Origin of the sequence: Aliarcobacter cryaerophilus ATCC 43158, from assembly GCF_003660105.1 — a bacterium.
GTDB classification, from domain to species: Bacteria; Campylobacterota; Campylobacteria; order Campylobacterales; family Arcobacteraceae; genus Aliarcobacter; species Aliarcobacter cryaerophilus.
In genome coordinates this window covers 955,938-980,859 of sequence record NZ_CP032823.1, presented here as the reverse complement: position 1 = coordinate 980,859, position 24,922 = coordinate 955,938, and the positions used below count along the sequence as shown (strand labels likewise).

The window sequence follows — 24,922 nt, the reverse complement described above, 5'->3', positions numbered from 1 at the left end:
GAATAATGAATATATTAATACTTGGAAGTGGTGGTAGAGAGTACTCTATTGGACTTGCACTAAAAAATGAAAAATCTCACAATTTATACTTTATGCCAGGAAATGGTGCAACTTCTAATTTAGGAAAAAATATTAATATTACTGATTATGAAAAACTAGCAATTTTTTCAAAAGAAAATAGTATAGATTTAACAATTGTTGGACCAGAAGGTCCACTTGTAGATGGTGTTGTTGATATATTTAAGAAATACGAATTAACTATATTTGGACCTTCAAAAGAAGCAGCTCAGCTTGAGGGTTCAAAAGCTTATATGAAAAATATATTAAAAAAATACAATATACCAACAGCAGCATTTATAGAAACATCAAATAAACAAGATGCTTATGATTTTATTGATAATATGAAAAATCTTCCAATAGTTGTAAAAGCAGATGGTCTTTGCGGTGGAAAAGGTGTAATAATAGCTCAAAGTAAAGAAGAAGCTAAAAAAACAGTTGATGATATGTTAAGCGGAAGTAGTTTTGGAGAAGCTGGTGAAAAAGTTATTGTTGAAGAGTTTTTAGATGGTTATGAACTTTCAGTATTTGCAATTTGTGATGGTGAAAATTACAAAATACTTCCAGCTGCGCAAGATCACAAAAGAGTAGGAGATGGTGATACAGGACCAAATACTGGTGGAATGGGTGCTTATGCTCCAACTCCACTTATAAATGATGAGATTTATAAAAAACTTGAAGATAGAGTAATTAAACCTACGCTAAAAGGAATGCAAGAAGAAAATGCTCCTTTTGAGGGAGTTTTGTTTGTTGGAGTTATGGTTGTAAATGGTGAGCCAATAGTTCTTGAATATAATGTTAGATTTGGAGATCCTGAGTGTGAAATTTTAATGCCTCTTATTGAGTCAAAAGTTTCTGATTTATTCTATTATGGAGCAACAAAACAACTCGATAAACTTGATATTATAATAAAAAATGAATTTGCGGTTGGAGTTGTAATGGCTAGCGAAAACTATCCATATAGTGCTAGTGCTCACTCTATTATAACTATTGATAATATTGTGGATAGAGATTTACTTGATAACTCACATATCTCATTTGCTGGGGTTGAAGAAAAAGATGGAAAACTTTTGGCAACAGGAGGAAGAGTTTTGGTTTGTGTTGGAGTTGGAAAGAGTATAAAAGAAGCAAGAGATAGAGCTTATTTATTATCTTCGGAAGTTCATTTTGATGGAAAAAAATTTAGAAGTGATATTGCATATCAAGCTTTAAAGAACTAAAATGCAAGAGCAAAATAATACCTCAAACTTACAGTTAGCAACTCTTAGAAGTAGGGCATTGGCTTTTATTATAGATGATTTGATTGTAACTTTACTAATTTGTCTTATTTATTGGAATAGCATAGTTGCTGTAAGTGACAGTCAAGAGGCTTTAATAAATCTAATGCAAACAACTTTTGTAGTGCCTTTAATACTATTAAAGCTTATATATCATACTTTTTTTATTTGGTATTATGGGCAAACTTTAGGTAAAAAAATATTAAAAATTAGAGTAATAGATGCTAATTCTTGGGAAAGAGTTAGCTTTTTTTCATCTTTTTTAAGAAGTTTAGGAAGAGTTGTGTCTGAAATGTTTTTTTACATAGGATTTTTAATAGGATTTTTTACTGAAGGTAGAAGAACTTTTCATGATTTTACTGGTAAAACGTTGGTAGTAAATGCATAAAATAGTTATTTCATTAGCTTTAGCTTCATTTTTAATTCAAGTAAATGCACAAGAATTAAATATGGAAAAATTACAACTTGTTGCAAAAGATGTTGATACAAAAAATAACATTATAACTGCAATTGGTGATGTTGTTGCATACTCTGCAACATATTATTTAAGTTCTGATAAGATGGTTTATGATAAAGAAAAAGAGATTTTAGAACTTTTTGATAATGTATTAATTATCAAAGATAATAAAATTCAAACTCAAAGTAACTACGCTTATGTAGATATGAAAAATGATATTATAAATCAAGACCCAGTATTTTTAATGGATAATACTTCAAATATTTGGTCAAACTCAAAAGAGGCAAATAAGGATAAAGATGTAATAACTCTTGAAAACTCTATTTTATCTTCTTGTGATTGTATTGATCCAATTTGGAGCATTAGGTCATCAAGTAGTGATTATGATACTGAAGCTATGTGGATGAATACTTATAACCCTAGACTTTATGTAAAAAATGTCCCTGTTTTTTATCTTCCATATTTTGGTTTTCCAACAGATACAACTAGACGAACAGGGCTTTTACTTCCAACTATGGGATATTCAAGTAGTGAAGGTTTTTTATATTCACAACCAATATTTATAGCTCCTGCTGATGATTATGATATTGAGTTAATTCCTCAAATAAGAACACAAAGAGGATACGGAAGCTACGCAAATTTTAGATATGCCGATAGTCCTGATAGTATGCTTAATGTAAAAACAGGATATTTTAAAGAGTTTGATAACTATAGAAAAGAAGAAAAACTTGAAAATAGCGAACATTATGGTTTAGATATTGATTATGAGAGAAAAAATATTTTCGCAACAAAAAAAGAGCATCAAGATGGAGTTTTTACTTCAATTAGATACTTAAATGATATTGAATATATAACATTAAAAGAACAAGAGGATAATTTAGGGACTGATAAAAAAGTAGAGTCTAAAATAAACTATTTTTATAATACACCTGAATATTATGGTGGAGTTTATGGGAAATACTATGTAGATGCTTCAAGAAAAACAAATGATAATACTTTGCAAGAGTTGCCACAAATTCAGCTTCACTCATATAACAAAGAGTTGTTTTTAGAAAACCTTATATACTCTATAGATACAAAAGCACAAAATTTCACAAGAAAAGAGGGCTTAAATGCAAAAATCTATGATATAACTGTTCCTATTAGTTATACAAAAAATATTTTAGATGATTATATGTATTTAGGCGTTGAAAATAAAACTATCTTAACTCAGTATGATTATAGTAACTCTTTGTATAATAATTTAAGATATGAGAATGGAACTTTAATCCAAAATACAACCTCTTTTATTGTTGGGACAGACTTAATAAAGCCATATAATGACTATATTCATACTTTAAACTTAAATGCTAGTTATGATGTACCTGAAAATATAAGAAAAGATGGAGACTTGTACAATATAACAGTAAAAGAAAATCAGCCACTAAAATATGATGAATTAAGTGTTTTTCCAACTCTACAAAGTCAAAAAACAATAAAATTATCTTTAAATCAGTCAATTTATGATAAGGATAATTTAAAACAGTTTATAAATCATAAAATGTCGCAATCTATTTTATATAACAGTTTTGATGAACCAAAATTTCAAGATTTAGATAACTATGTAAAGATAAATCATGATTATGGTTCAATATCTGGAAAAGTTGTTTATAATATGAATGATAACAAAGTTGTTGAAGGAAGTTTTGATAACTCATTAAGTTACGAAGATTTAACTTTTAGTGCTGGTTATTATTATACTAAAAAAACAGATAATGAGTTTAACACAAGAGATGATTTAGAATCATATAGATTATCAACTTCTTATAAATTAGCGAAAGATTACTCTATAAAATATTATGAAAACTATGATTTACAAGAAAAAACAAGAAATAGACAAGGAATAGGGTTGAATATAGATGATAGTTGTTGGAATTTAGATTTACTACTTGAAAAAGAGATAACTCCTAGAAGTAGATATGTTGAAAGTACAAGAAGTTATGATAGTCATGAACAAACTATTGTATATGCAGTTTTAATGCTAAAACCAATTGGTGGAATAAGACAAAAATCTATAGTTAAAGATAGCGATAAGTAATAATGAGTAAAGATAATATATATTTTAAAAATAGAGAAGAAGCAGCTTATAAACTACTGGAAATATTACCAATAGATAGTATGAAGCTTGAAGAGTGGACAGTAATTGCTTGCTCATATGGTGGTTATGAAATTGCAAAAATATTAGCAGATAGTTTGGATGCAGAATTTGATATTATGTTTAATGAAAAAATTTATGCACCACAAAATGATGATTGTGAAATAGCAGTTGTAACAGAACTAGAAGAAGTTTTAATACATGAAGAGTTAGTTAAAGCTTTTAATATAAATCTTGATTCAATATATACTATGTCAAAAGAGATATATAAAAATAATATAAAACCAATAGCATATAGATTTAGAAATGGTGAGAAATTTCAAAATCTAGCTGGAAAAAATGTTTTAATTGTAGATGAAGATATAAATGTTGGTTTAGTTATGATGGCTTGTATAAAAACTATTATAACTCAAAAAGTAAAATCTATAAGTGTAGCAACTCCAATACTATCAACTGCTAGTATAAAAGCAATCGATAGTATTACAGATGATTTATACTATATAAAAAGTCTTGATCATTTTATTGAGGCAGAGTATTATTATGATACTTTTGAAGAGATAACGTATGAAGATATAAATAGAATTAAAAATGAAGGAAAAGAAAAAGAATGATAATAAAATGTGAATTAGAGCTAAATCAACAAAAAGAGATTTTTGAGTTTAATAAAATTGCTAAACAAGCAAATGGTGCAGTATTGGCAAAGATGGGTAATGCAGTTGTAATAGCTGCGGTTGCTAGTGAGTTTGATAATCCAGTAAGTGAAGATTTTACTCCGCTTACTGTGCAATATATTGAAAAAACATATGCTTCAGCAAAACTTCCTGGTGGATTTATCAAAAGAGAGGGAAAACCTAGCGATTTTGAAACATTAACTTCAAGAGTAATAGATAGAAGTTTAAGACCACTTTTTCCAAAAGGTTTTGTATATCCAACAACAATAACTGTAATGGTTGTAAGCGCTGATAAAAATGTAGATTTACAAACATTGGCACTAAATGCAGCAAATGCAGCACTTTATACTTCAAATTTACCTATTAAAAAATCTGTTTGCGGTGTAAGAGTTGGAAAAATTGATAATAAACTTGTAATAAATCCAACAAAAGATGACTTAGAAAATTCTACTTTAGATTTATATATAGCTGGTTCAAAAGATGAATTGCTTATGATTGAGATGAAAACTATTTCATCTTTAAATGATTCAATTCACTCTACTAATGAGATGGAAGAAGAAACTTTAATAGAAGCAATAGCTTTTGCTCAAGAAGCCTTAAAAAAAGCAAATATAGCTTATGAGACAAATTTTGAGAAAGCTTGTAAAATAAAAGCTAATGTAGAATTAGTTGAGTTTAAAATTGAAAAAGAAGTAATTGATTATGTAAGAAATAATTTCTCAAATGATATACAAGATGCTATCAAAAAACTAGCAAAAAGTGAAAGAGCAGTTGAGTTAAAAGAATTAGCAAAAAGTATATCAAAAAATGATTATTGCACTACAAATGAATTTGAATTTAAAATAATTTTTGAAGCTGTTAATATTGTAAAAAGAGAATTAGTTCGAGCTATGATAGTAAATGAAAAAATTAGAGCAGATGGAAGAGGTCTTAAAGATGTAAGACCAATAAGTATTGAAACAAATATTTTACCATCAGCACACTCTTCTTGTCTTTTTACTAGAGGTGAAACGCAAGCATTGGTTGTAGGAACTATTGCTGGAGCAAAAGATGGACAAATGTATGAAGTTTTAACAGATAAATCAACTTCTATGGAAAATCTTATGGTACATTATAATTTCCCTGGATTTAGTGTTGGTGAAGCAAAACCAATTTTTAATGTAGGAAGAAGAGAATTAGGTCATGGAAATCTAGCAAAAAAAGCACTAGAATCTACAATAAATAAAAACTTTAAAGATACTTTTAGAATAGTTTCAGAAATTTTAGAATCAAATGGTTCTTCTTCTATGGCAACTGTTTGTGGTGGTTCATTAGCACTTAAAGCTGCGAATATTCCAATTTCAGATCTTGTAGCAGGTGTTGCTATGGGAATGGTTGTTGAAGGTGATAAATACTCTGTTTTAACTGATATTATGGGACTTGAAGATCACGATGGAGATATGGATTTTAAAGTTGCTGGAACTTCAAAAGGTATTACAGCTTTACAAATGGATATAAAACTTGGTGGAATTGAGTTAAATGTTCTCAAAGAAGCTCTTTTACAAGCTCAAGAAGGTAGATTACATATTTTGAATATTATGGAAGAAGCTAGTACAAATATAGTTTCAAGTCCTGCTTTACCAAAAATTGAAGAGTTTGAAGTTGATAGTTCTAAAATGATGGTTATTATTGGAAAAGGTGGAGCTACAATTAAAGAGATTATTGAAAAATACTCTGTAAATATAGATTTAGATAGAGACAATGGGATTGTAAAGGTAAGTGGAGAAAATTCTTCTAAAATAACAGAAGCAAGTAATTTTATAAAAGAGTTGGTTAACAATGCAAGCTCATATAAATCACCAGCAAAAATCGATTTTGAAAAACTTTATAGTGTAGATGAAATTGTTTCTGGAAAAGTTGAAAGAATAGTTGATTTTGGTGCATTTATTCTTCTTGCAAAAGGCGGAGAAGGGCTTTTACATATATCTAAAATTTCAAAACAAAGAGTAGAAAAAGTAACTGATATTCTATGTGTTGGACAAGAAATAGATGTAAAAGTTCTAAAAATCCAAAAAGATAAAATAGAACTAGGTTTAAATTAATATTAATTAATTTTGTGTTACGATGGGAAAAATTTTAAAATGAATAAAATCAAGGGGCTCATATATGGCTAAACTTTTAATAGTAGATGATTCTACAATGCTCAGAGACATGTTAAACTATGCTTTAAATGAGGGTGGTTACACAGATGTGGTTGAAGCAGTTGATGGAGTAGATGGTCTAGCTAAGGCAAAAAATACAAATTTTGATTTAATTATTACAGATGTTAATATGCCAAATATGGATGGTTTAACCTTAATTGGTGAACTTAGAAAAATTCCTCAATATTTAAAAACACCAATTTTAGTTTTAACAACTGAAAGAAGTGATGAGATGAAAGCTAAAGGTAAATTTGCAGGAGCTACTGGTTGGATTGTTAAACCTTTTGTTCCAGATCAGCTTTTAAAAGCTGTAAATATAGTGCTAAGTAGATAAATCAAAAAGGGGAGACTTAAATTATGTCATTTGATATTTCAAAATATAGAGAAATGTTTTTAGAGGAAGCAGCAGAGCTTTTTGAGTCAGCTGATAATGTTTTGTTAGCTGCTGAAAACAATGGAAGTTTAACAGATGATGAAATGGGACAACTTTTTCGTGATGTTCATACATTAAAAGGTAGTGGTGCTTCTGTTGAATTAGCTTTTTTTGCTGAATTTACACATGATGTTGAAAACTTAATGGACAAATTAAGAAGTCATAAAATTGAATATAAACCAGAGATGGCTGAAACTTTAATAGATGGACTTGATGTAATGAAGGAAATTTTAGAATTAGAAGTATCAAACCAGATCAATAGAGAAAAATTTCAAGATCTAACAACTTCTTTACTAGAAGAGCTTAGGGCATATTCAAATGCTAGCATTACTACTAAAACAGTTGAATTAAAACAAGAACCAGCTCCTCAAAATGTTACAGTATTAGAAAAAACAAATAATCAAATTTCTGATCAAAAAGAACACTTTGGTTTCTTTAATGATGATTTAAATAATCAAAGAGATATGAAAGATATGCCTTTTGGTATTTTTGAAGATGATGATATTGATGATAAAAATATTGGCTTTTATGATGAAGAACTTGAAAATATATCAAATAATACAGATGATAATAAATTCAAAATTGATGAGAATAAAGAAAATTTTGGTTTCTTTGATGGTATGGAAAAAATTTCTCCAAATTCTGTTATGGAAACAAATGATATTGAATCTGAAATTTCTAATGATAATAAAATAGATACTCAAAATAGAAAAGAAGTAGCATCTGCACCAACTGCTAGAAGAGTTAAAGAAAATAGTGATGATGGTGAGAAAAAATCTATATCAAATAATAATAATAGTATCCGAGTAAATCTTGATAAAATTGATTTATTAATGAATAATGTTGGGGACTTAGTTATTACAAATGCTATGCTTACACAATTTTCATCAACTATCGAAGAGACTAAAACTAGAGGTTCTGTTTTAGAAAGACTAGAACTTCTTGAAAGACATATTAGAGATATGCAAGATAGTATTATGAGTATTAGAATGGTTCCTATGGATTCTATTTACTCAAAATTCCCAAAAGTAGTACGTGATATATCTAAAAAACTTGGTAAAAAAGTCGAATTTAAACATTATGGTGATAATGTTGAAATAGATAAAGCTATGATTGAAGGATTAACAGATCCTTTAATGCATATTATTAGAAACTCTTTAGACCATGGTATTGAAATGCCTGAAGATAGAGTAAAATCTGGCAAAAGTGATACAGGAACTATTAGTATTTCAGCAGAACAAGCAAATGGTCAAATGATAATTACAATTGAAGATGATGGAAAAGGTGTTGATAGTGAAAAAGTTGCTCAAAAAGCACTAGAAAAAGGTCAAATTGATGAAAATCAATTTGCTAGTATGTCTCACAATGATAAAGCTCTTTTGATTTTTGGAGCAGGGCTTTCAACAGCTGATCAAATAACTGATATTTCAGGTCGTGGTGTTGGAATGGATGTTGTAAAAACAAATATTCATAAATTAGGTGGAATAATTAAACTTGATACAGAATTAGGAAAAGGTACAGTTATTACAATTATGCTTCCTTTAACTCTTGCAATTCTTGATGGTCTTGATATAAGAGTTGGGGATCAAAAATATATCTTACCTCTTAGTTCTATTGTTGAATCACTTCAACCAACAGCTAATATGATTAAAAAAATTGGTGATGGAACTCAAGATTTGTTAATGTTGAGAGAAGAGTTTATTCCTGTAGTTAAACTTCATCAACTATTTGGGCTTAAAAAAAGTTTTGAAAAACTTGAAGATGGTATGTTAATAGTTGTAAAATCAGGAAATACTAAAGTTGCTCTATCTATTGATGAGTTTTTAAATCAACACCAAGTTGTTGTTAAACCTCTTGATAAAAACTTTAGAAGTGTTCAGGGAATTGGTGCGGCAACAGTTAGAGGAGATGGAAGTATTGGGCTTATTCTTGATGTTTTAGGAATAATAGATGCTCAAATTAAAATAGAAAAAGATATGAATGCAACAAAAAGAGCCTCTTAAGAAATAATTATGGCATATACAACACAAGATGTACATGAAAAAATAAAAAAACTTCTTTATTCTCTAACAGGAATTACTCTTACAGAGAATAAAGATATTATGATTTCAAATAGAATAGATAAACTAAAAAGAAATTGTAATAATTATGGTGATATTATGGAACTTTTAGAATCTGTTGAAAAAGGAATAAATGTTACAGAGTTTATCAATACTTTTACTACAAATAAAACTCATTTTTTTAGAGAAGAGTTTCATTTTGAAGATTTAAGAGATAGAGTTCTTCCTACTTTTTCAAAAAATAAAGAGAATATATCTATCTGGTGTTCAGCATCTTCAACAGGAGAAGAGCCTTATTCTATTGCTATGACTGTCTCAGAAGCAAATAAGGCACTATCTTCAAATATTAAAGCAAATATAATAGCAACAGATATCGATACTAGTGTTTTACAATATGGAGCTGATGGAATTTATAGATACTCGAAATCATCAAAAGAGTTCCCCTCTTGGATTAAACCTCAAAACTATTTTAAAAGAAGAGTACAGAAAAATTTATCAGGAGAAGAAGTTTTAATAAAAGTAAATGATGAGTTAAAAAGAATGATAACTTTTCATATAATGAATCTAAACAATGATAGTTATCCCTTTTCAAATCATCAATTTGATGTAATTTTTTGTAGAAATGTTTTAATATATTTTTCAGTAGAAGATCAAAATAATATTTTAAGAAAACTATTTAAACACCTCAAAATTGGTGGAACTTTATATCTAGGACACTCTGAAAATCCTCAAGATTTAATACATTATGTAAAAAGAGTAGGGCAAAATATTTTTGTTAAAGAGAAAGATTTAATATGATTACTATTGGTAGAAAAGATGGGAACATAGAAAAACTATCTTTATCAAAAATAACTCAAAAAACAAAAGGTTTTCCTACTCATACAGTTATTGGTGGTGAGTTTGCTGTAACTCCAGATAGTGATGATATTGCCTTAAAAACTCTTCTTGGTTCTTGTGTTGCCTTAATGTTTTATGATAGAAAAAAGAAGATAAAAGCAATGAATCACTTTTTACTACCTGATACAAATGATAATTCAAATGATATGAAGTATGGACTATATTCAGTTGAAGCTATGTTAAATGAGATGTATAAGTTAGGTTGCTCAAAATCTGATATTGTTGCTAAAATATCAGGTGGTGCTGATATTATGAATTTAAATCTAAAAAATTCAATAGGATCAAGAAATGTTGAATTTGCAAAAGAGTTTTGTCATAAAGAAGGTTTTAGGGTAATATCTGAGCATGTAAGAGGAGAGCATGGAAGATTGATACTTCTTGCTGATAACTTTGAAACTTTTATTAAAGTTACTCAAAAAACTGAAACAGATAGTAAAATTCTATCAAATGAGAAATCATTACAAATTGAAATCTCTAAAGCTCCAGTTATCAAAGAGTACACAGGTGCAGTTGAGCTATTTGGTACAAATAATAAGAAAATTGAACAAACTATGGAAATTGAACTTTTTTAAAAAATATTTTAGGATAAAAAATGTACACGGTATTAGTAATTGATGATTCTGCCTCTATGAGACGAATTTTAAAAGATATGATAAACTCTATTGATGAATTTGAAGTAGTTGCAGTTGCAAATGACGCTTACGAAGCTAGAGAAAAAATCAAAGAGTATGAACCTGATTTAGTTACTATTGATATAAATATGCCAAAAATGGATGGAGTTACATTTTTACGAAATTTAATGAGACTTCACTCTATGCCAGCAGTTGTAATTTCGGGAGAAAGCGTAAGGGGAAGCGATATTTTTGATGATGGTGCTGTTGGATTTATTCCTAAACCAAACTCTGGAGAGAGTATGGCATCTTTTGAATCAAGAATAAAAGATACTCTTTTAAGCCTTACTTTTTTACTAAAAAGATATACACTAAAAAAACCAGCTCCTTTAAAAAAAGATTATAAGCCAACACCAACACCCGATTATAAAGTTCATCCAGATGAAGTTATTCCTTTAAGAGCTGCAAAATTTGGAGGACAAAAACTAATAGCTATTGGTTCATCAACAGGTGGGGTTGAGAGTTTATTGAAAGTATTTAGTAGGCTACCATCTGATTTACCACCAATTGTTATGACACAGCATATTCCATATGGATTTTCAAACTCTTTTGCTTTAAGATTAAATGATCATTCAGCTGTTGAAGTTTGTGAAGCGAAAGATGGTCAAATTCTAGAATTTGGACATGCTTATTTGGCACCTGGAAATATGCATTTAACTATTGAAAAAGTAGGAAATGAGTTAAGAACAAAACTTCTTGATACAAAGAAAGTAAGTCAGCACAAACCAAGTGTTGATGTATTATTTAGATCTGTAAACAATAGTGTAGGGGGAAGTGCTATGGCTGTTATGATGACAGGAATGGGAGATGATGGAACAATTGCTATGAAAGAGCTTTTTGATAATGGAGCATATACTGTTGCACAAAATGAAGCTACTTGTGTTGTTTTTGGAATGCCTATGAAAGCAATACAAGCAGGAGCTGTAAAAGATATAGTTCCTTTAGATGAAATTGCTGATTATATAATAGCTTTTTCAAAAGGTAAAGTTAGATAAATTATTTAATATAGAACATTAACTTTAAGAGATGTTCTATTTTGAGTAAATCAAAAATATATTAGTATTGAAAACTATAATTTTCAAACTAATATTAATATCACTTTTGCTATACTCTCATATAAATTAATCCTAATATTTAGAAGGTTCTATATGAGATATGAATTAGATTTTAAGAACAGTTTTAAAGATAGTATGCTTTTTTGGATAGAGAGATTTATAAGATATAAATTAACAAGTCTATCAAATCGACAAGTATCAAATAAAGATAAACTAGCTTTTATTATTCAAAGTTTAGTAAAAGGTACAAAATCAATTGAAGAGCTTGATATTTTAGTAAAAGAAGCTAGAAATATTGGCTTAAATGGAATAAATACATATTTTAATCCTCTTTTAAAACTATATAACTATACAAATAATTTAGGTTTAGCTTCTCTTAAAGAGATTGATGAAGAGTTGTTAAGTGATTTTTTAGCTAGCCAAACTAGTTCACTATCAGATGCTTCTAAAAAAAACCATCGTATCGCCCTACTATCTTTATTTTCGTACATAGATAAACAAAATGAAAATCAAGATGGAAGCTCATATTTATTTAAAATAGAGTTAAAAAATTGGGGTGGATTAAGTGGAAAAAGTGGTTCAAAACTCCCCTCTTTTATGAATAAAGAGGAGATTGATAGATTTTTATCTGCTATTAATAATTTTGAATTTTCTGATAATACAGCTTATAGAAATCGACTTATAATAAAAATAATAATATATACTGGAATTAGAGTTAGTGAGATGTTAAATCTCAAATTAAAAGATATTTTTAATGAAAAAGATGTTTATATGCTTCAAATTCGTGGAAAAGGAAATAAACCAAGAGTTGTTATGATTAAAAAGTATATTATTGAACATGAACTACAAAACTGGCTAACTCAAAGAGTTTGCAACAGTGATATTTTGGTTTGTAATCAAAAAGGTGAACGATTAACTCAAGCTTATATTAGTCGTATTGTTGAAAGTATTTTAACAAGTGTTGGTATTAGAAAAGAGAAAAATGGAGCACATATGCTACGTCATAGCTTTGCAACTTTACTTTACTCAAAACACCATGATTTAATACTTGTTCAAGAAGCTTTAGGTCATGCAGATATAAATACAAGCAGGATTTATACTCACTTTGATAAAGAAAGACTAAGAAAGACTACAGATATTTTTTAACTTAATATTGTTTTATCAATAATTGGATAAAATAATAACTTTATTATAAAATTAACATATTTTTGGAGATTAAAATTGATTGAAATTGACTATTATGAGCTTTTAGAGATTGAAAAAACATCTGATAAAGCAACAATAAAAAAAGCATACAGAAAATTAGCTATGCAGTATCACCCTGATAAAAACCCAAATGACAAAGAAGCTGAAGAGAAATTTAAATCTATAAATGAAGCTTATCAAGTCTTAAGCGATGATGATAAAAGATCTTTATATGATAGATACGGAAAGTCTGGTTTAGAAGGTCATGGTGGACGAAGTTCTGGTTTTGGTGGTTTTGATGATTTAGGTTCTATTTTTGAAGAGATGTTCGGTTTTTCAAGAAATCATAGCAAAAAAGAGAGAAAAACTTATAACTATAATCTTGATACTGCCGTTGAAGTTAAATTAGAGTTTAATGAAGCAGTATTTGGTTGCAAAAAAGAGATAAACTATAAATATAAAACAGCTTGTAAGCCTTGTAATGGTACTGGTGCAAAAGATAGTAAGATTGAAAACTGTAAAACTTGTGGTGGAGTTGGACAAGTTCACACAAGACAAGGTTTTATGACATATGCACAAACATGTCCAACTTGTAGTGGTAGTGGACAATCAAAAGCAAACTCTTGTAAATCTTGTAATGGAAATGGTTTTGAAGAGATTAAAGGAAATTTCACTGTTGATATTCCAGAAGGTGTAAATGATGGAATGAGAATAAGAGTTTCAAATAAGGGAAATATAGCACCAAATGGACAAAGAGGAGATTTGTATCTTCAAACAAAAGTAAAAGAAGATAGTCACTTTGTAAGACATGATGATGATATATATTTTGAAGCCCCTATTTTCTTTACTCAAGTAGCTTTAGGAGCAAAAATAAAAATTCCTAGCCTAAAAGGTGAATTAGAGCTTGAAATACCGAAAAATGTAAAAGATAAACAACAATTTACTTTTAAAAATGAGGGTGTGAAAAGTGTTCAAGGATATGGAAAAGGAGATTTAATTGTTCAAATAAAAATAGAGTATCCAAAATCTTTAACAAATGAACAAAAAGAGCTTTTAGAAAAACTTCAAGATAGTTTTGGAGTAGAAAGTACTCCTTCTGAAATAAAATTTGAAGGAATGTTTGATAAAGTTAAGAAGTGGTTTTCATAAATTGTAAAATATACACAAGGAGCAAAAAATGAAATTTGAATATGTTGGATATAGACCTGTTATTAGCCACCATGGAATTACTTTTAAGCAAGGAAAAGATGATAAATTTATTTATTTACCTTATGTTTATGAAATATTAAATGCATTAAATCACGAATATACAACAAATAAAAATAAATATTCAAATAGTATAAATCTTGATAATTCAAATATTGACAAACTATATAAAGTTGTTGAAATATATTTTCCAAATATTGAAAAATCTATAGAAGATAAGCTAAAAAAATATAAAGAGCATTTAGAAGAAGAGAGAGAAAATATAATTTCAAGACCACACTTAAGTGATATAGAAAAAAATATATTTCTTTCAAATCTTGATTTAATGAAAAACTATAGAGTAAATAGAGCAAAAAATAAAATATTCTATTATTTTGCAATAGCAACTATTGCGGAAGTAATAAAAGAAAAAAGAATTAAAGAGCTAGACATTCCATACCATAATAAGTTTTGGCATGTTTTAAATACACTTCAAGGTGTTTTGAGTTCTGAAAAAATATCTAGTAATATAAAAGCTGTATATTTTGATACAAAACTAGAGCTTAAATTTACTACATCTTTATCTTAAAACTGTTTTATAATATCAAGATTTTTTTTATCTAAATCTTGATATTTTTCCATTATATTTTTATATTCTAATTCATAATTTTTATATAAAAAAGAGTATTTTTCCTCATTTTTATACTTATTTGAGCCTTTTTTTGAATTTGAATATAAAACACTTATAAAATCAAAAGAGTTTAATTCAAGTAAAATATCATCTAAATCTTCTTTTTTTATACTTGATTGGTTTGAACTATTTAATCTATATTCAATTGATTTATGAAGTAAATCAAATAAAGAGCTAGAACCAAAGCTATTTTTTGATTTTAAATAGTTATTTTTATCACTATATTTATTACTTAAATACTCAAATCCAATATCAAAAGTCTTTCCTAAAACTGTATCAAATAAAATATTTGCTAATTTTTAATCATTTGTAAAAAGTGTAGTTAATCGAAGGTTTTTTGCTAAATTTTTTTTCTCAACATCTTCAAAAAGCTCATCAATCTCTTTTAGTGTAATTCCATTTATATTTGAAAAAGTTAATGAGTCATCTCTTTTTTTATCTTTATTTAATATATTTTCAACACTATTTGAAAATATATTGTCTATATTTTTTTCTAAAATATTGTTTGCATTTGTTTTCAATATTAAAACATCGTAGTTTGAGCTTATCATTTATTAAAACCAAAATATAAAAAATGTTGCAATACTTGAAATCAAAATTGCAAAAAATATTGATATTTTTGTAGAGTTATTATTTATAAAAATAAACTTACTTGATAATTTATTTGTTACATAAATAGCAGGAGAGAGTGAAAATGCAATCAATGCCAAAATAAAAACAGAGTATATAACAACATCTATCATAAAAAAATATCCTTTATTGAAATATTATACAAAATATAACAAAAATAAAAATAAAATCCATTAATTTATATCAAGCTAAATACAATCATCTTTTTTTGATAAAAACTTAAGCTCTTCACAAGAAAATCCAGCCTCTTTTCTAGCACTAAAATTCAAATCCATTTTTCTTTTAGTACTACCTGGAAAAACCTTTTCTATAGCTTTAAAATAGGTAATTTCTGGATTGCACCCTACTTTTTCACACTCATATTTAAACCAAAAATCACCTTTTTTTACATGGCTTATCTCTTCTTCTAAAATTATTTTTAAAGCACCTATTAGCTTAATATTAAATTCATCTTTATTTGAGTTTAGTTTTTCCATAATTTTTGGATTTTGATCAAGACCATTCGCTTCTAAATACCTAGGGACACATGCCATACGGCTTAAAAAATCAGGAGTTTGTTGCATAGCTTCAAACAAATTTTTATGTACTTCAAACTCTCCATAAAAACCATTTAACTCTTCTAATAATTTTTCTAAAATCAAAAAATGTCTAATCTCATCACTAGCAACTTCTAACCAATCTTTATAGAATTCAAAAGGCATATTTTGGTATCTTAAAGCTGCATCTAAAGCTAAATCAACAGCACTATATTCAATGTGTAAAATAGTGTGTACTAAATATTTTTTTCCCTCTTTCGTTTTAAAGTTTTTTATTGGAGGAAGTTCTGTTGGTTTTACTATAGATAAAAAATCAGCATAAGATGGATTTTTTATCTCTAAAGCTATATAATTATGATTAAAAATAAGCTTATTTTCTAAAAAAAGTTTATAAAATTTATCAAACTTTATAAACTTTTCTTTTGGTAATTTTGTGAGTAAAATATCCTCTAAAATTATGAAATAATCCATGTAAATTAACCTTTTTTTAGATATAATCAGACAATTTTAGCAAATTAAGGTTTAAAATGGAAATTAAAGTTCATCCTATGGGTGATTATGCCACGAATTGTTATATTGTTACTATCGATAATAAAGATTTTATAATTGACCCCGGTGTAAATGCTACTGCTTGGATTAAACAAAATATCAAAAATCCTGTTGCTGTTTTAAATACACATGGACATTTTGATCATATTTGGTCAAATCAAGAGGTAAAAGAGCTTTTTAATATAAAGCTTTATACTCCAAAAGATGATGAATTTATGCTAACTTTAAACCCATACAATTTAGGCATGCCTCACTCAAAAGCAGATATTCTAGTAAACCCAGATGAAGAACTTGAAATTGAAGGTGTAAAAATTAAATTTCACCATTTTCCTGGACATACTCCAGGATGTAGTATGATTGAAATAAATAAAACATTTTTTAGTGGAGATTTTATTTTTAAAGGAACTATTGGAAGATTTGATTTTCCAAATTCAAGTGCAACTCAGATGAAAAAAAGTTTAAATAAAATTTTAAAATGGAAAAATAATTACAATATTTACCCAGGTCATGGTGATAAAACTACTCTTTTTAATGAAATTGATAATATTACTCTATGGGAAAAACATATAAAATGAGAAATTTCTATGAAACTATCACGCAATTATCTCATAAGCTATCAATAAGTGAAAAACAAGAGATTTTTGATGATATTTTTGAATTTCTACAGTTTAATTTTGATATAGACTCATTAAAAATTTATCTTAAAAAAAATGGTATTTCAAGTAGTGTATTTGATAATTCAAATGAAGAAAATTCAACATTTTTCTATACATATAAAACAAAACTTACAAATAGTCTTGAGCTTACTTTTGGAATTATTTTTAAAAATAAAAATAAGCTTGATGAATTAAAAAAAGACACTACAAATATTAATATTTCACTAGATATCTTATCTATGAATATCTATACAAAACATTTAGAAAATACTATCTCAGATATTTTGATTATAGATTTACTAACAGGGTGCTACAATAGAACCTATTTAAATCACTATATAAGATCAATTTTTAGTTTGGCTTTGAGAGAAGGAAAAAAAATAGCATTTTTAAAAGTTGGTGTTGATCACTTTAAAGCTGTTTTAGATGAATTTAACTATGAAATTGGTGATAGAGTAATAAAACAATTAGCACAAGTTTTACAAGCTGGAACTAGAGATTCTGATTTAGTAATAAGAGTATCAAATGATGCTTTTTTGGTTTTACTTCAAAATATACAAGAGGAAGAAAATGCTGTTTTTGTTGCAAATAAGCTAATAGATGCTTTTAAAAAAGAGAAGATAGTTATAAACCCTGATAATAATCAAATTTTGATGAAAACAATCTGTGTTGGAATCTCATTTTACCCAAAAGATGGAGAAGATTTAGATACAATAATAAAAAAGTCAGATATTGCAATTAGAGAAGCTAAAAATAAAAGTAGAGGTATTGCGTTTGTATTTAGTGAAGATGAAACAGCTAAGATTGAACTTTTTTAGGTAAGATTTATGAGAAATAGTATTATAGAGTTAATTAAACAATCTGCATTTGACAAGGTAGTATTTGAAACATTGGATAGTATTTTTAAGCTATATGAACAGCTTCAATACTCTTCAAATTTAAACCAACTTGCAAGTGATATTTTTTTATGGCTAGAAGAAGAGTTTGCTATAAAAAATATGGTATTTTCATTATTTGATATAAACAAAAATAATAAAACTGATATTTTAGCAAAAGGTGATAAATTTTATTTAGATGATGATTTATCACAATTTTTTATAATAAACACACATACAAATTTAAATGCAACTATATCTTTTTGTGCATCATCAGAAGAACACTCTTTATTTTTAGAAAATAAATATAACTCAATTGAAGCAACATTTTTTATTATTTCAACAATTGTTCAAAATGCTATTTTAAAGAAAAACTTTATTGACTCTTCTTCTCTTGATTCTGTTACAAATGTATTCTCAAGTCACTATTTTATTGAAAATCTATCTTCATACCTTAAGTTGTCAAATAACAAACAAAATGAGATTTTTTTACTTATGATAGGAATAGATAGATTTAAAGCCGTAGTTGATGAGTTTAATTATGAAATTGCAGATAAAGTTTTAATAGAATTAGCAAGAGTTATTCACTCAAATATAAATGAGTTTGATATTGTAGGAAGACTTGAGACAGATACTTTTTTAGTATCTATTTTAAGTAATGATGATGAAAATCAAGCTTGTGAAGTTGCAAAAAAAATTATTAGTGATTTCTCAAAAGCTAGAGTAATTGTAGATGAAGGAACTAGACAAACTCTACAAAAAACAGTTAGTATTGGTTTTGAAAAATTTGTCTTAAACTCAAATATGTCACTTGACGATGCTATAAAAAATGCTGATATTGCACTAGTTGAAGCAAAAAATAAAGGAAGAGGAGAGTTCTTGAAATTTTCAAAAATAAATAGTATTGATAATTTCAAGCTTTTTTAATTATATTTTTTAATTTTATAAAACTTTTTTAGCTTTTATATATACTCTTTTTGGAGCAGGATAACCTTCAACTGTTTTACTACTATCATTTGGATCTAAAAAATCTTCTAAACTCTCATCAAAACTCCAAGGAGTAGCTCTTTGTTCATCTTTTGTTGTAACAACTGTTGATAATACTTCAATATTTTCAAATCCAGCTCTTATTAACCAATTTTTTAAAGCAGGAATTGTAGGAATAAAATAGATATTTGGAATTTTAGAGTATCTTTGATTTGGAGTTAAACACATTTCATCATCTCCATCTATCATAAATGTATCTATTATAATTTCACCTTTACTATTTAATCCTTTATTTAATGCCTTTAAAGTTCCAACTGGATCAGCTCTATGATATAAAACTCCCAACATAAAAATAAAATCAAACTTATGATTATAAAATTCCAAATGCTCAACACCTAACATCTCATAAACAATATCAGACTTTACAAAAGAATTTACAAACTCAAACTGATGTAAAGTTAGAGGTGATGGATCAAAACCTACCAATCTTTTTGGTTTATCTTCAAGCATTCTAAACATATAGTATCCATTGTTACAGCCAATATCTGCAACAATTTTATCTTTTAGATTAAAGTGTGGTCTTATTAGATTATATTTTAGATTACTTTGCCACTCACTATCAATTTCAAGGTCAAAAATCTTAAAAGGTCCTTTTCTCCAAGGTATCAAAGCTTTTGCTGTTTTAACGATAGTTTCATAATCTTCATTGCTTAAATCATCTCGAGAACCAATAGTAAACCAATCTCCAAAATCAACTTTTAAATCTGTTTTTTCTATTTTTTGTGCATTTTGAAGTTCCCTATACCAAGGCTCTACATTTTTCCAAGTTCTGCACTCATTTTTTTTGTTTTTTAGTTTTTCAATATTCATAGGTGAAATTATAGATATTTAAACTTAAACTTTAAATCATATTTAAAAAACTTCAACTCTATCTCTTCCATTATTTTTAGCTTCATATAAAGCTTTGTCTGCATTTGAGATTATATCATCATAGTTTAAGTCCTTTAAACTACATGAAGCAACACCCACACTAATAGTTACACTATTTGGATAAGTACTAAATTTATGAAGCTTAATTGCCTTATTTAGTTTTATTGCTAAATCTTTTGCACCATCTTTTAAAGTTTCTGGACAAACTACTAAAAACTCCTCCCCACCCCATCTTCCTAAAGTATCGACATTTCTTATATTTTGACTTAAAATATTTGAACACTCTTTTAAAACATCATCTCCAACTTGATGTCCAAAATTATCATTTATCTTTTTAAAGAAATCTATATCTATAATAATCACAGAAAAAACATTCCCATATCTCAAAGATAGGCTCATATTCTCTTGTAATACATTGTCTAGTTTAACTCTGTTGTAAAGTCCTGTTAATTTATCTGTAATTGATAGCTTAAAAAGCTCTTCATTTTTAATATTTAACTCTTTTGTTCTTTGTTCTACTTTTTCTTCTAATGATTGTTGATACTCATAAATAGATTTTGACATATCCAAAAATGAATTTGATAAAATTGAAACTTCTAAAATAGAGCTATCCACTTTTGAAATAGAATCATATTTTCTATTTTTTATTTTTTTACTCTCTTGAACAAGTTTAAAAATAGGAGCTACAATAATTTTTGAAAAATATATTATCAAAGGTATCATAATAAGACAAACAATAAATAAACTCAATATTAAATTAAACGTTTGAGAAAAATAAGGCGCAACAGTCTTTTTATAATCTGCAAAAAGAATAATATAATCATCATTTTCTGAATTCTTCAGTTTTTCAATTTGTACAATATATTTTGTATCTTTTACATTTACAATATTTGCATTTTCAAATTTCTCTAAATCTTTATTTTCCTCAAAAAATTTAGCTAATAAATCCTCATCTTTTGTAATAGAAGAAATTATAGTTCCACCTTTTTTAAATAAAAACATATCCATAGTATCTTGATTTATATTATCTTTAAATGTATTTTTGAAATCTTCAATCAAAAAATCAACAGATACAACATTTTTGCTACCATTTAACTCTTTTGAAAAAGTAAGTCCAAAAGAGTCAATATGTGAAAATTTATATGGAGCTGTTTTTATAGCCCTATTTCCACTAGATATTGCCATCTCATACCATGGTCTTTTTGTAGGATTATAACTATTTTCTTCAACTCTTTTTGCAGTTTGATTTAAATTTTCATCATAAAGTGTTATCTCTTTTTTATTTATACTATTCCCATCTATTTTAATTAAAACCCATCTATCAAGTTCACTTGCTTTATATACTTCTTTCAATTTTTTATTAATATTTAAATTTATAAGCTCATAGAAACTTCCATCTTCATAACCTGTATAAACAGCATAAAAATTCTTTTGGATATTTAAAACTTGTACATATGCTTCAAAATTTTTATCTTGATCTACTTTATCTTTATGATTCATAATACTTAACATCTCAATCATTCTAAAGTTTTGATTATTGCTATTTTTGATTAATTCATTTAAATTATGTGAAAGATTTTTTAATTTTTCACTTATATCTCTTTTAGATTGACTGTTGTCAATATATATTAACTGAACACCAAAAATAATCAAAAGTAAAATCATAATAGATATAAAAAGAGAAAGTACCGTAGCTTTTAGTGATTTTTCCTTATTTAATACTTTTTTCATAAAATTATTATTTTTTTGCATAATACCCCAATTTTAAATATTTTAATCTATAAATTAATAGTTTCAAAAGCATAATTAAAATACCTATTTAACCTAATTATTTTAATATTAATATGGCTAAGAATACTTTTGATTTTTTAAAGCTTTTAGCATAAGCTTTTTTATAGAGTAAAATGATACCAAAAAATAACTTTTAAAAATATAAATTTTTTTGTATGATAATTTTATTTTAAAGAATATTCTTAATTAACTAAATGTTAATTTTATAATAATACAATTTCTCAAAAATGAATACAAAAAAAGGATATTTTTGAAGCTTTTAAACTTTCTGTTCTCTTTTAAAGCAACCTTGCTTTTGTTAGCTATTTTGGCAATTGGTGCTGGAGTTGCTACTTTTATTGAAAATGATTTTGGAACATCATCGGCTAGAGTTTTAGTCTACAACAACACTTGGTATGAGATAGTTTTAGTTTTAACTACAATAAACCTATCTGGAATAATCTATAAATTTAAAATGTGGAATAATCTTCCTAGGTTTTTGTTTCACTTCTCTTTTGTTGTGATACTTTTAGGAGCAATTATTACTAGATATATTGGATATGAAGGAATTATGCAAATACCACAAGGTACTACAACAAATCAGATGATTTCGCTAGAACCTTACTTACAAGTTACAGTAAAAGAAGGTGAAAAAGTTGTTGCATATAAAGAGTGGCAAAAAGAGTTTACATCTTTGCTTCCAGAATTAAACAATTTTTCTTACAAAGTTGATTTTGACAACAACAATTTAAGCATAGATTATAAAAGATTTCAGTTTGAAAAAAAAGAACAAGCAAAAATGGGCTTACTTACTGTTGACGTAACTTTAAACGATAAAAAAGAGACTATTAGATTGCCAGGTTTAAGTGGTCAATTAGGAGTTCCTAGAGATCTTGTTTTTGATAAATACACAGTTACTTTGGAGTATGGTTCTAAATTTATTGCTCTTCCTTTTTCTATTAGATTAAATGAATTTCAATTAGAAAGATACCCAGGAAGTATGGCTCCATCATCTTATGCTAGTGAAGTGACGGTTATAAAAGATGATAAAACTTATGATTATAGAATATTTATGAATAGAACTTTAAATGAAGGAAATTTCTTATTTTTCCAAAGCTCATATTTCCCAGATGAGAGTGGAACCGTACTATCAGTAAATAATGACCCTGGAAAATGGCCTACATATCTTGGATATTTTTTGCTAACTCTTGGACTATTTTTAAACTTTTTTGATAAAAAGTCAAGATTTAGAAAACTAACAAAATTTGTTGCAAACAAAAACTTAGCTATGTTTGTTTTAACTTTAGCTCTTCTTTCAACTCAAAATTTAAAAGCTAATGAGAGTGATAATGCATCAACTAAAATAGTTGATGATATAACTATGAGAATTGATTACTTAAATAAATTAAAAGATGAATCAAAAGTAACTGCAGATAAATTTGGACATCTAGTAGTTCAAAGTAGTGGTGGAAGAATGAAACCACTTGCAACTCTAAATAGAGAAATAGTTCAAAAATTAAGTGGAAAATCATCATTTATGGGAATGGATGCAAATCAGATTGTTTTAGGGATGATTACAAGACCTGATATTTGGAAAGATGTAAAGATAATAAAAATAAATACTCCAAAACTTAAAAAATTTCTAGGAGTACCTGAAAGTGAAAAATATATCTCTTTTTCAGAAGCATTTGGTGAAAAAAATGATTATTTACTTACAAAAGAGTCAGAAAAAGCTCTTCTAACAAAGCCAATTGAAAGAGGAACTTACGAAAAAGATATTATAAAAGTAGATGAGAAATTAAATATTATTTACAGTGTATTTAATGGTGCATTATTAAATATTTTCCCAAAAGTTTATGATGAACAAAGTGCAGATGATAACTTCAAATGGTACTCTCCTCTTGAAGCAATGCAAGAATTTTCAGGACAAAATCAAGCTGCTATTGGATCTGTTGTAAGAGGATTATTCAACTCAACGATGGATTTTGATTGGAACAGTGCAAATAATTATATTGATATGATAGCTTTATATCAAGACAAAGTAGGAACAGATATAAAACCTACTGCTTCAAAAGTAAATGCTGAAATAGTTTTCAATAAACTAGATATTTTCTTCAATCTAACTTTAGCTTATGTTCTTTTAGGTTTTGTAATGGTTGTTTTAGCTTTTATTGTTATTTTCAAACCAGAGTTTAAACCAGCAAAAACAACAAAAATTATACTTGCTATTTTATCTATACTTTTTGCTATACAAACTTTTGGTATGGGTTATAGATGGTATTTATCAGGGCATGCTCCTTGGAGTGATATTTATGAAACTTTAATTTATATATCTTGGTCTGCTATATTTGCTGGAGTTATATTTTTTAGAAACTCTTTATTAGCTTTGGGTGCAGCTACAATTATTGCTGGAATTTTTATGTTTACAGCTCACTTAACAGATGTTGATCCTCAAATTACAAGTTTAGTACCTGTTTTAAAATCTTATTGGCTTACAATCCATGTATCTATTTTGACTGCTTCATACGGATTCTTTGGACTTAGTGCGATATTAGGATTTTTAACTTTAATTATGTTTATTTTTAGAAAAAATAGACCACATTTGGATGATGTTGTTAGACATGTAAGTGCAATAAATGAGATTTCTCTAATTATTGGTTTAGCATGTATTACTATTGGAAATTTCCTTGGTGGAGTTTGGGCAAATGAGTCTTGGGGTAGATACTGGGGTTGGGATCCAAAAGAGACTTGGGCATATGTTTCAATAGTTGTTTATGCTTTAGTTCTACATCTTAGATTTGTAAAATCTTTAAATACACCATATGTTTTAGCAACTGCTTCATTACTAGCATTTAGCTCTATTATGATGACTTATCTAGGAGTAAACTTTTACTTATCTGGAATGCACTCTTATGCAACAGGTGATCCTGTACCTATACCAATGTGGGCTTACTTAACTGTTGCAACTGCTTTTGCTGCAATTATTTTAGCTTACAAAAATAGAGATTTAAAAAATATAGAGTAGATAAAAAGGGC

The 24,922-nt window shown here is 27.3% G+C and carries 22 protein-coding genes; 17 read left to right on the top strand and 5 right to left on the bottom strand.

Annotated elements, in window-relative coordinates; all coding sequences use genetic code 11:
* Positions 1–5 precede the first annotated feature (5 nt).
* The 13 genes from purD to ACRYA_RS04805 all read left to right on the top strand — a co-directional run bounded on the left by purD (position 6) and on the right by ACRYA_RS04805 (position 14,851).
* Positions 6–1,277: a phosphoribosylamine--glycine ligase gene (gene purD, locus ACRYA_RS04865; RefSeq protein ID WP_105917442.1), complete on the top strand. Its 1,272-nt coding sequence runs from the start codon at positions 6–8 to the stop codon at positions 1,275–1,277.
* A gap of 1 nt (position 1,278) precedes the next feature.
* Complete coding sequence (locus ACRYA_RS04860; protein ID WP_105917441.1) at positions 1,279–1,722, top strand: RDD family protein; 444 nt, start codon at positions 1,279–1,281, stop codon at positions 1,720–1,722.
* Entirely contained in the window at positions 1,715–3,868 is a 2,154-nt protein-coding gene (locus ACRYA_RS04855; protein WP_105917440.1) for an LPS-assembly protein LptD, read from the top strand. The genes ACRYA_RS04860 and ACRYA_RS04855 overlap by 8 nt, the downstream gene beginning before the upstream one ends.
* Positions 3,869–3,870: 2 nt before the next feature.
* Complete coding sequence (locus tag ACRYA_RS04850) at positions 3,871–4,536, top strand: phosphoribosyltransferase family protein (protein ID WP_105917439.1); 666 nt, start codon at positions 3,871–3,873, stop codon at positions 4,534–4,536.
* Entirely contained in the window at positions 4,533–6,677 is a 2,145-nt protein-coding gene (locus ACRYA_RS04845; RefSeq protein WP_105917438.1) for a polyribonucleotide nucleotidyltransferase, read from the top strand. The genes ACRYA_RS04850 and ACRYA_RS04845 overlap by 4 nt, the downstream gene beginning before the upstream one ends.
* Before the next feature lie 64 nt (positions 6,678–6,741).
* Positions 6,742–7,110 (top strand): response regulator, encoded by a 369-nt coding sequence (locus ACRYA_RS04840; RefSeq protein ID WP_066223040.1) that lies wholly within the window; start codon positions 6,742–6,744, stop codon positions 7,108–7,110.
* A 23-nt stretch (positions 7,111–7,133) separates the two neighbouring features.
* Positions 7,134–9,212 carry a chemotaxis protein CheA gene (locus tag ACRYA_RS04835; RefSeq protein ID WP_105917437.1) on the top strand — a complete coding sequence of 693 codons (2,079 nt, stop codon included), beginning with the start codon at positions 7,134–7,136 and terminating at the stop codon, positions 9,210–9,212.
* A 9-nt stretch (positions 9,213–9,221) separates the two neighbouring features.
* On the top strand, positions 9,222–10,067 hold the full coding sequence (locus tag ACRYA_RS04830) for a CheR family methyltransferase (RefSeq protein ID WP_105917436.1): 846 nt from the start codon (positions 9,222–9,224) through the stop codon (positions 10,065–10,067).
* Positions 10,064–10,738: a chemotaxis protein CheD gene (locus ACRYA_RS04825; RefSeq protein WP_105917435.1), complete on the top strand. Its 675-nt coding sequence runs from the start codon at positions 10,064–10,066 to the stop codon at positions 10,736–10,738. The genes ACRYA_RS04830 and ACRYA_RS04825 overlap by 4 nt, the downstream gene beginning before the upstream one ends.
* Before the next feature lie 20 nt (positions 10,739–10,758).
* Positions 10,759–11,832 carry a protein-glutamate methylesterase/protein-glutamine glutaminase gene (locus ACRYA_RS04820; RefSeq protein ID WP_105917434.1) on the top strand — a complete coding sequence of 358 codons (1,074 nt, stop codon included), beginning with the start codon at positions 10,759–10,761 and terminating at the stop codon, positions 11,830–11,832.
* A gap of 153 nt (positions 11,833–11,985) precedes the next feature.
* The gene (locus tag ACRYA_RS04815) at positions 11,986–13,038 is read left to right on the top strand and encodes a tyrosine-type recombinase/integrase (protein ID WP_105917433.1); all 1,053 of its coding nucleotides are present in this window, start codon (positions 11,986–11,988) and stop codon (positions 13,036–13,038) included.
* A gap of 75 nt (positions 13,039–13,113) precedes the next feature.
* Positions 13,114–14,226: a molecular chaperone DnaJ gene (dnaJ, locus tag ACRYA_RS04810; RefSeq protein WP_105917432.1), complete on the top strand. Its 1,113-nt coding sequence runs from the start codon at positions 13,114–13,116 to the stop codon at positions 14,224–14,226.
* Between the two features lie 28 nt (positions 14,227–14,254).
* On the top strand, positions 14,255–14,851 hold the full coding sequence (locus tag ACRYA_RS04805) for a hypothetical protein (RefSeq protein ID WP_105917431.1): 597 nt from the start codon (positions 14,255–14,257) through the stop codon (positions 14,849–14,851).
* A 401-nt stretch (positions 14,852–15,252) separates the two neighbouring features.
* Here ACRYA_RS04805 and ACRYA_RS04800 read toward each other — a convergent pair whose 3' ends face one another.
* The 3 genes from ACRYA_RS04800 to ACRYA_RS04790 form a co-directional block, all read right to left on the bottom strand.
* Positions 15,253–15,504, bottom strand: coding sequence for a hypothetical protein (locus ACRYA_RS04800; protein ID WP_105917430.1), 252 nt, complete (start codon positions 15,502–15,504; stop codon positions 15,253–15,255).
* A 3-nt stretch (positions 15,505–15,507) separates the two neighbouring features.
* Positions 15,508–15,696 (bottom strand): hypothetical protein, encoded by a 189-nt coding sequence (locus ACRYA_RS04795; protein WP_105917429.1) that lies wholly within the window; start codon positions 15,694–15,696, stop codon positions 15,508–15,510.
* A gap of 75 nt (positions 15,697–15,771) precedes the next feature.
* A complete protein-coding gene (locus ACRYA_RS04790; RefSeq protein ID WP_105917428.1) occupies positions 15,772–16,590 on the bottom strand; it encodes a ferritin-like domain-containing protein in 819 nt (272 codons plus the stop codon).
* Between the two features lie 56 nt (positions 16,591–16,646).
* Between ACRYA_RS04790 and ACRYA_RS04785 the strand changes: the two genes are divergently transcribed.
* Genes ACRYA_RS04785 through ACRYA_RS04775 form a run of 3 tightly spaced genes read left to right on the top strand, consistent with a single transcriptional unit; the run spans position 16,647 to position 19,126 of the window.
* Positions 16,647–17,243 (top strand): MBL fold metallo-hydrolase, encoded by a 597-nt coding sequence (locus ACRYA_RS04785; protein WP_105917427.1) that lies wholly within the window; start codon positions 16,647–16,649, stop codon positions 17,241–17,243.
* Positions 17,240–18,142, top strand: a complete 903-nt coding sequence (locus ACRYA_RS04780; RefSeq protein ID WP_165786082.1) for a GGDEF domain-containing protein — start codon at positions 17,240–17,242, stop codon at positions 18,140–18,142. The genes ACRYA_RS04785 and ACRYA_RS04780 overlap by 4 nt, the downstream gene beginning before the upstream one ends.
* A 9-nt stretch (positions 18,143–18,151) precedes the next feature.
* A complete protein-coding gene (locus tag ACRYA_RS04775; protein WP_105917425.1) occupies positions 18,152–19,126 on the top strand; it encodes a GGDEF domain-containing protein in 975 nt (324 codons plus the stop codon).
* Positions 19,127–19,141: 15 nt separating this feature from the next.
* On the opposite strand, the gene cmoB is transcribed toward ACRYA_RS04775, so the two are convergent.
* A complete protein-coding gene (cmoB, locus tag ACRYA_RS04770) occupies positions 19,142–20,056 on the bottom strand; it encodes a tRNA 5-methoxyuridine(34)/uridine 5-oxyacetic acid(34) synthase CmoB (protein ID WP_105917424.1) in 915 nt (304 codons plus the stop codon).
* 42 nt (positions 20,057–20,098) lie between these two features.
* Positions 20,099–21,868 (bottom strand): GGDEF domain-containing protein, encoded by a 1,770-nt coding sequence (locus ACRYA_RS04765; protein WP_170144473.1) that lies wholly within the window; start codon positions 21,866–21,868, stop codon positions 20,099–20,101.
* 289 nt (positions 21,869–22,157) lie between these two features.
* On the opposite strand from ACRYA_RS04765, the gene ccsA reads away from it, so the two are divergent.
* Positions 22,158–24,911 carry a cytochrome c biogenesis protein CcsA gene (gene ccsA / locus ACRYA_RS04760; RefSeq protein WP_105917423.1) on the top strand — a complete coding sequence of 918 codons (2,754 nt, stop codon included), beginning with the start codon at positions 22,158–22,160 and terminating at the stop codon, positions 24,909–24,911.
* The last annotated feature ends 11 nt before the right edge of the window (positions 24,912–24,922 follow it).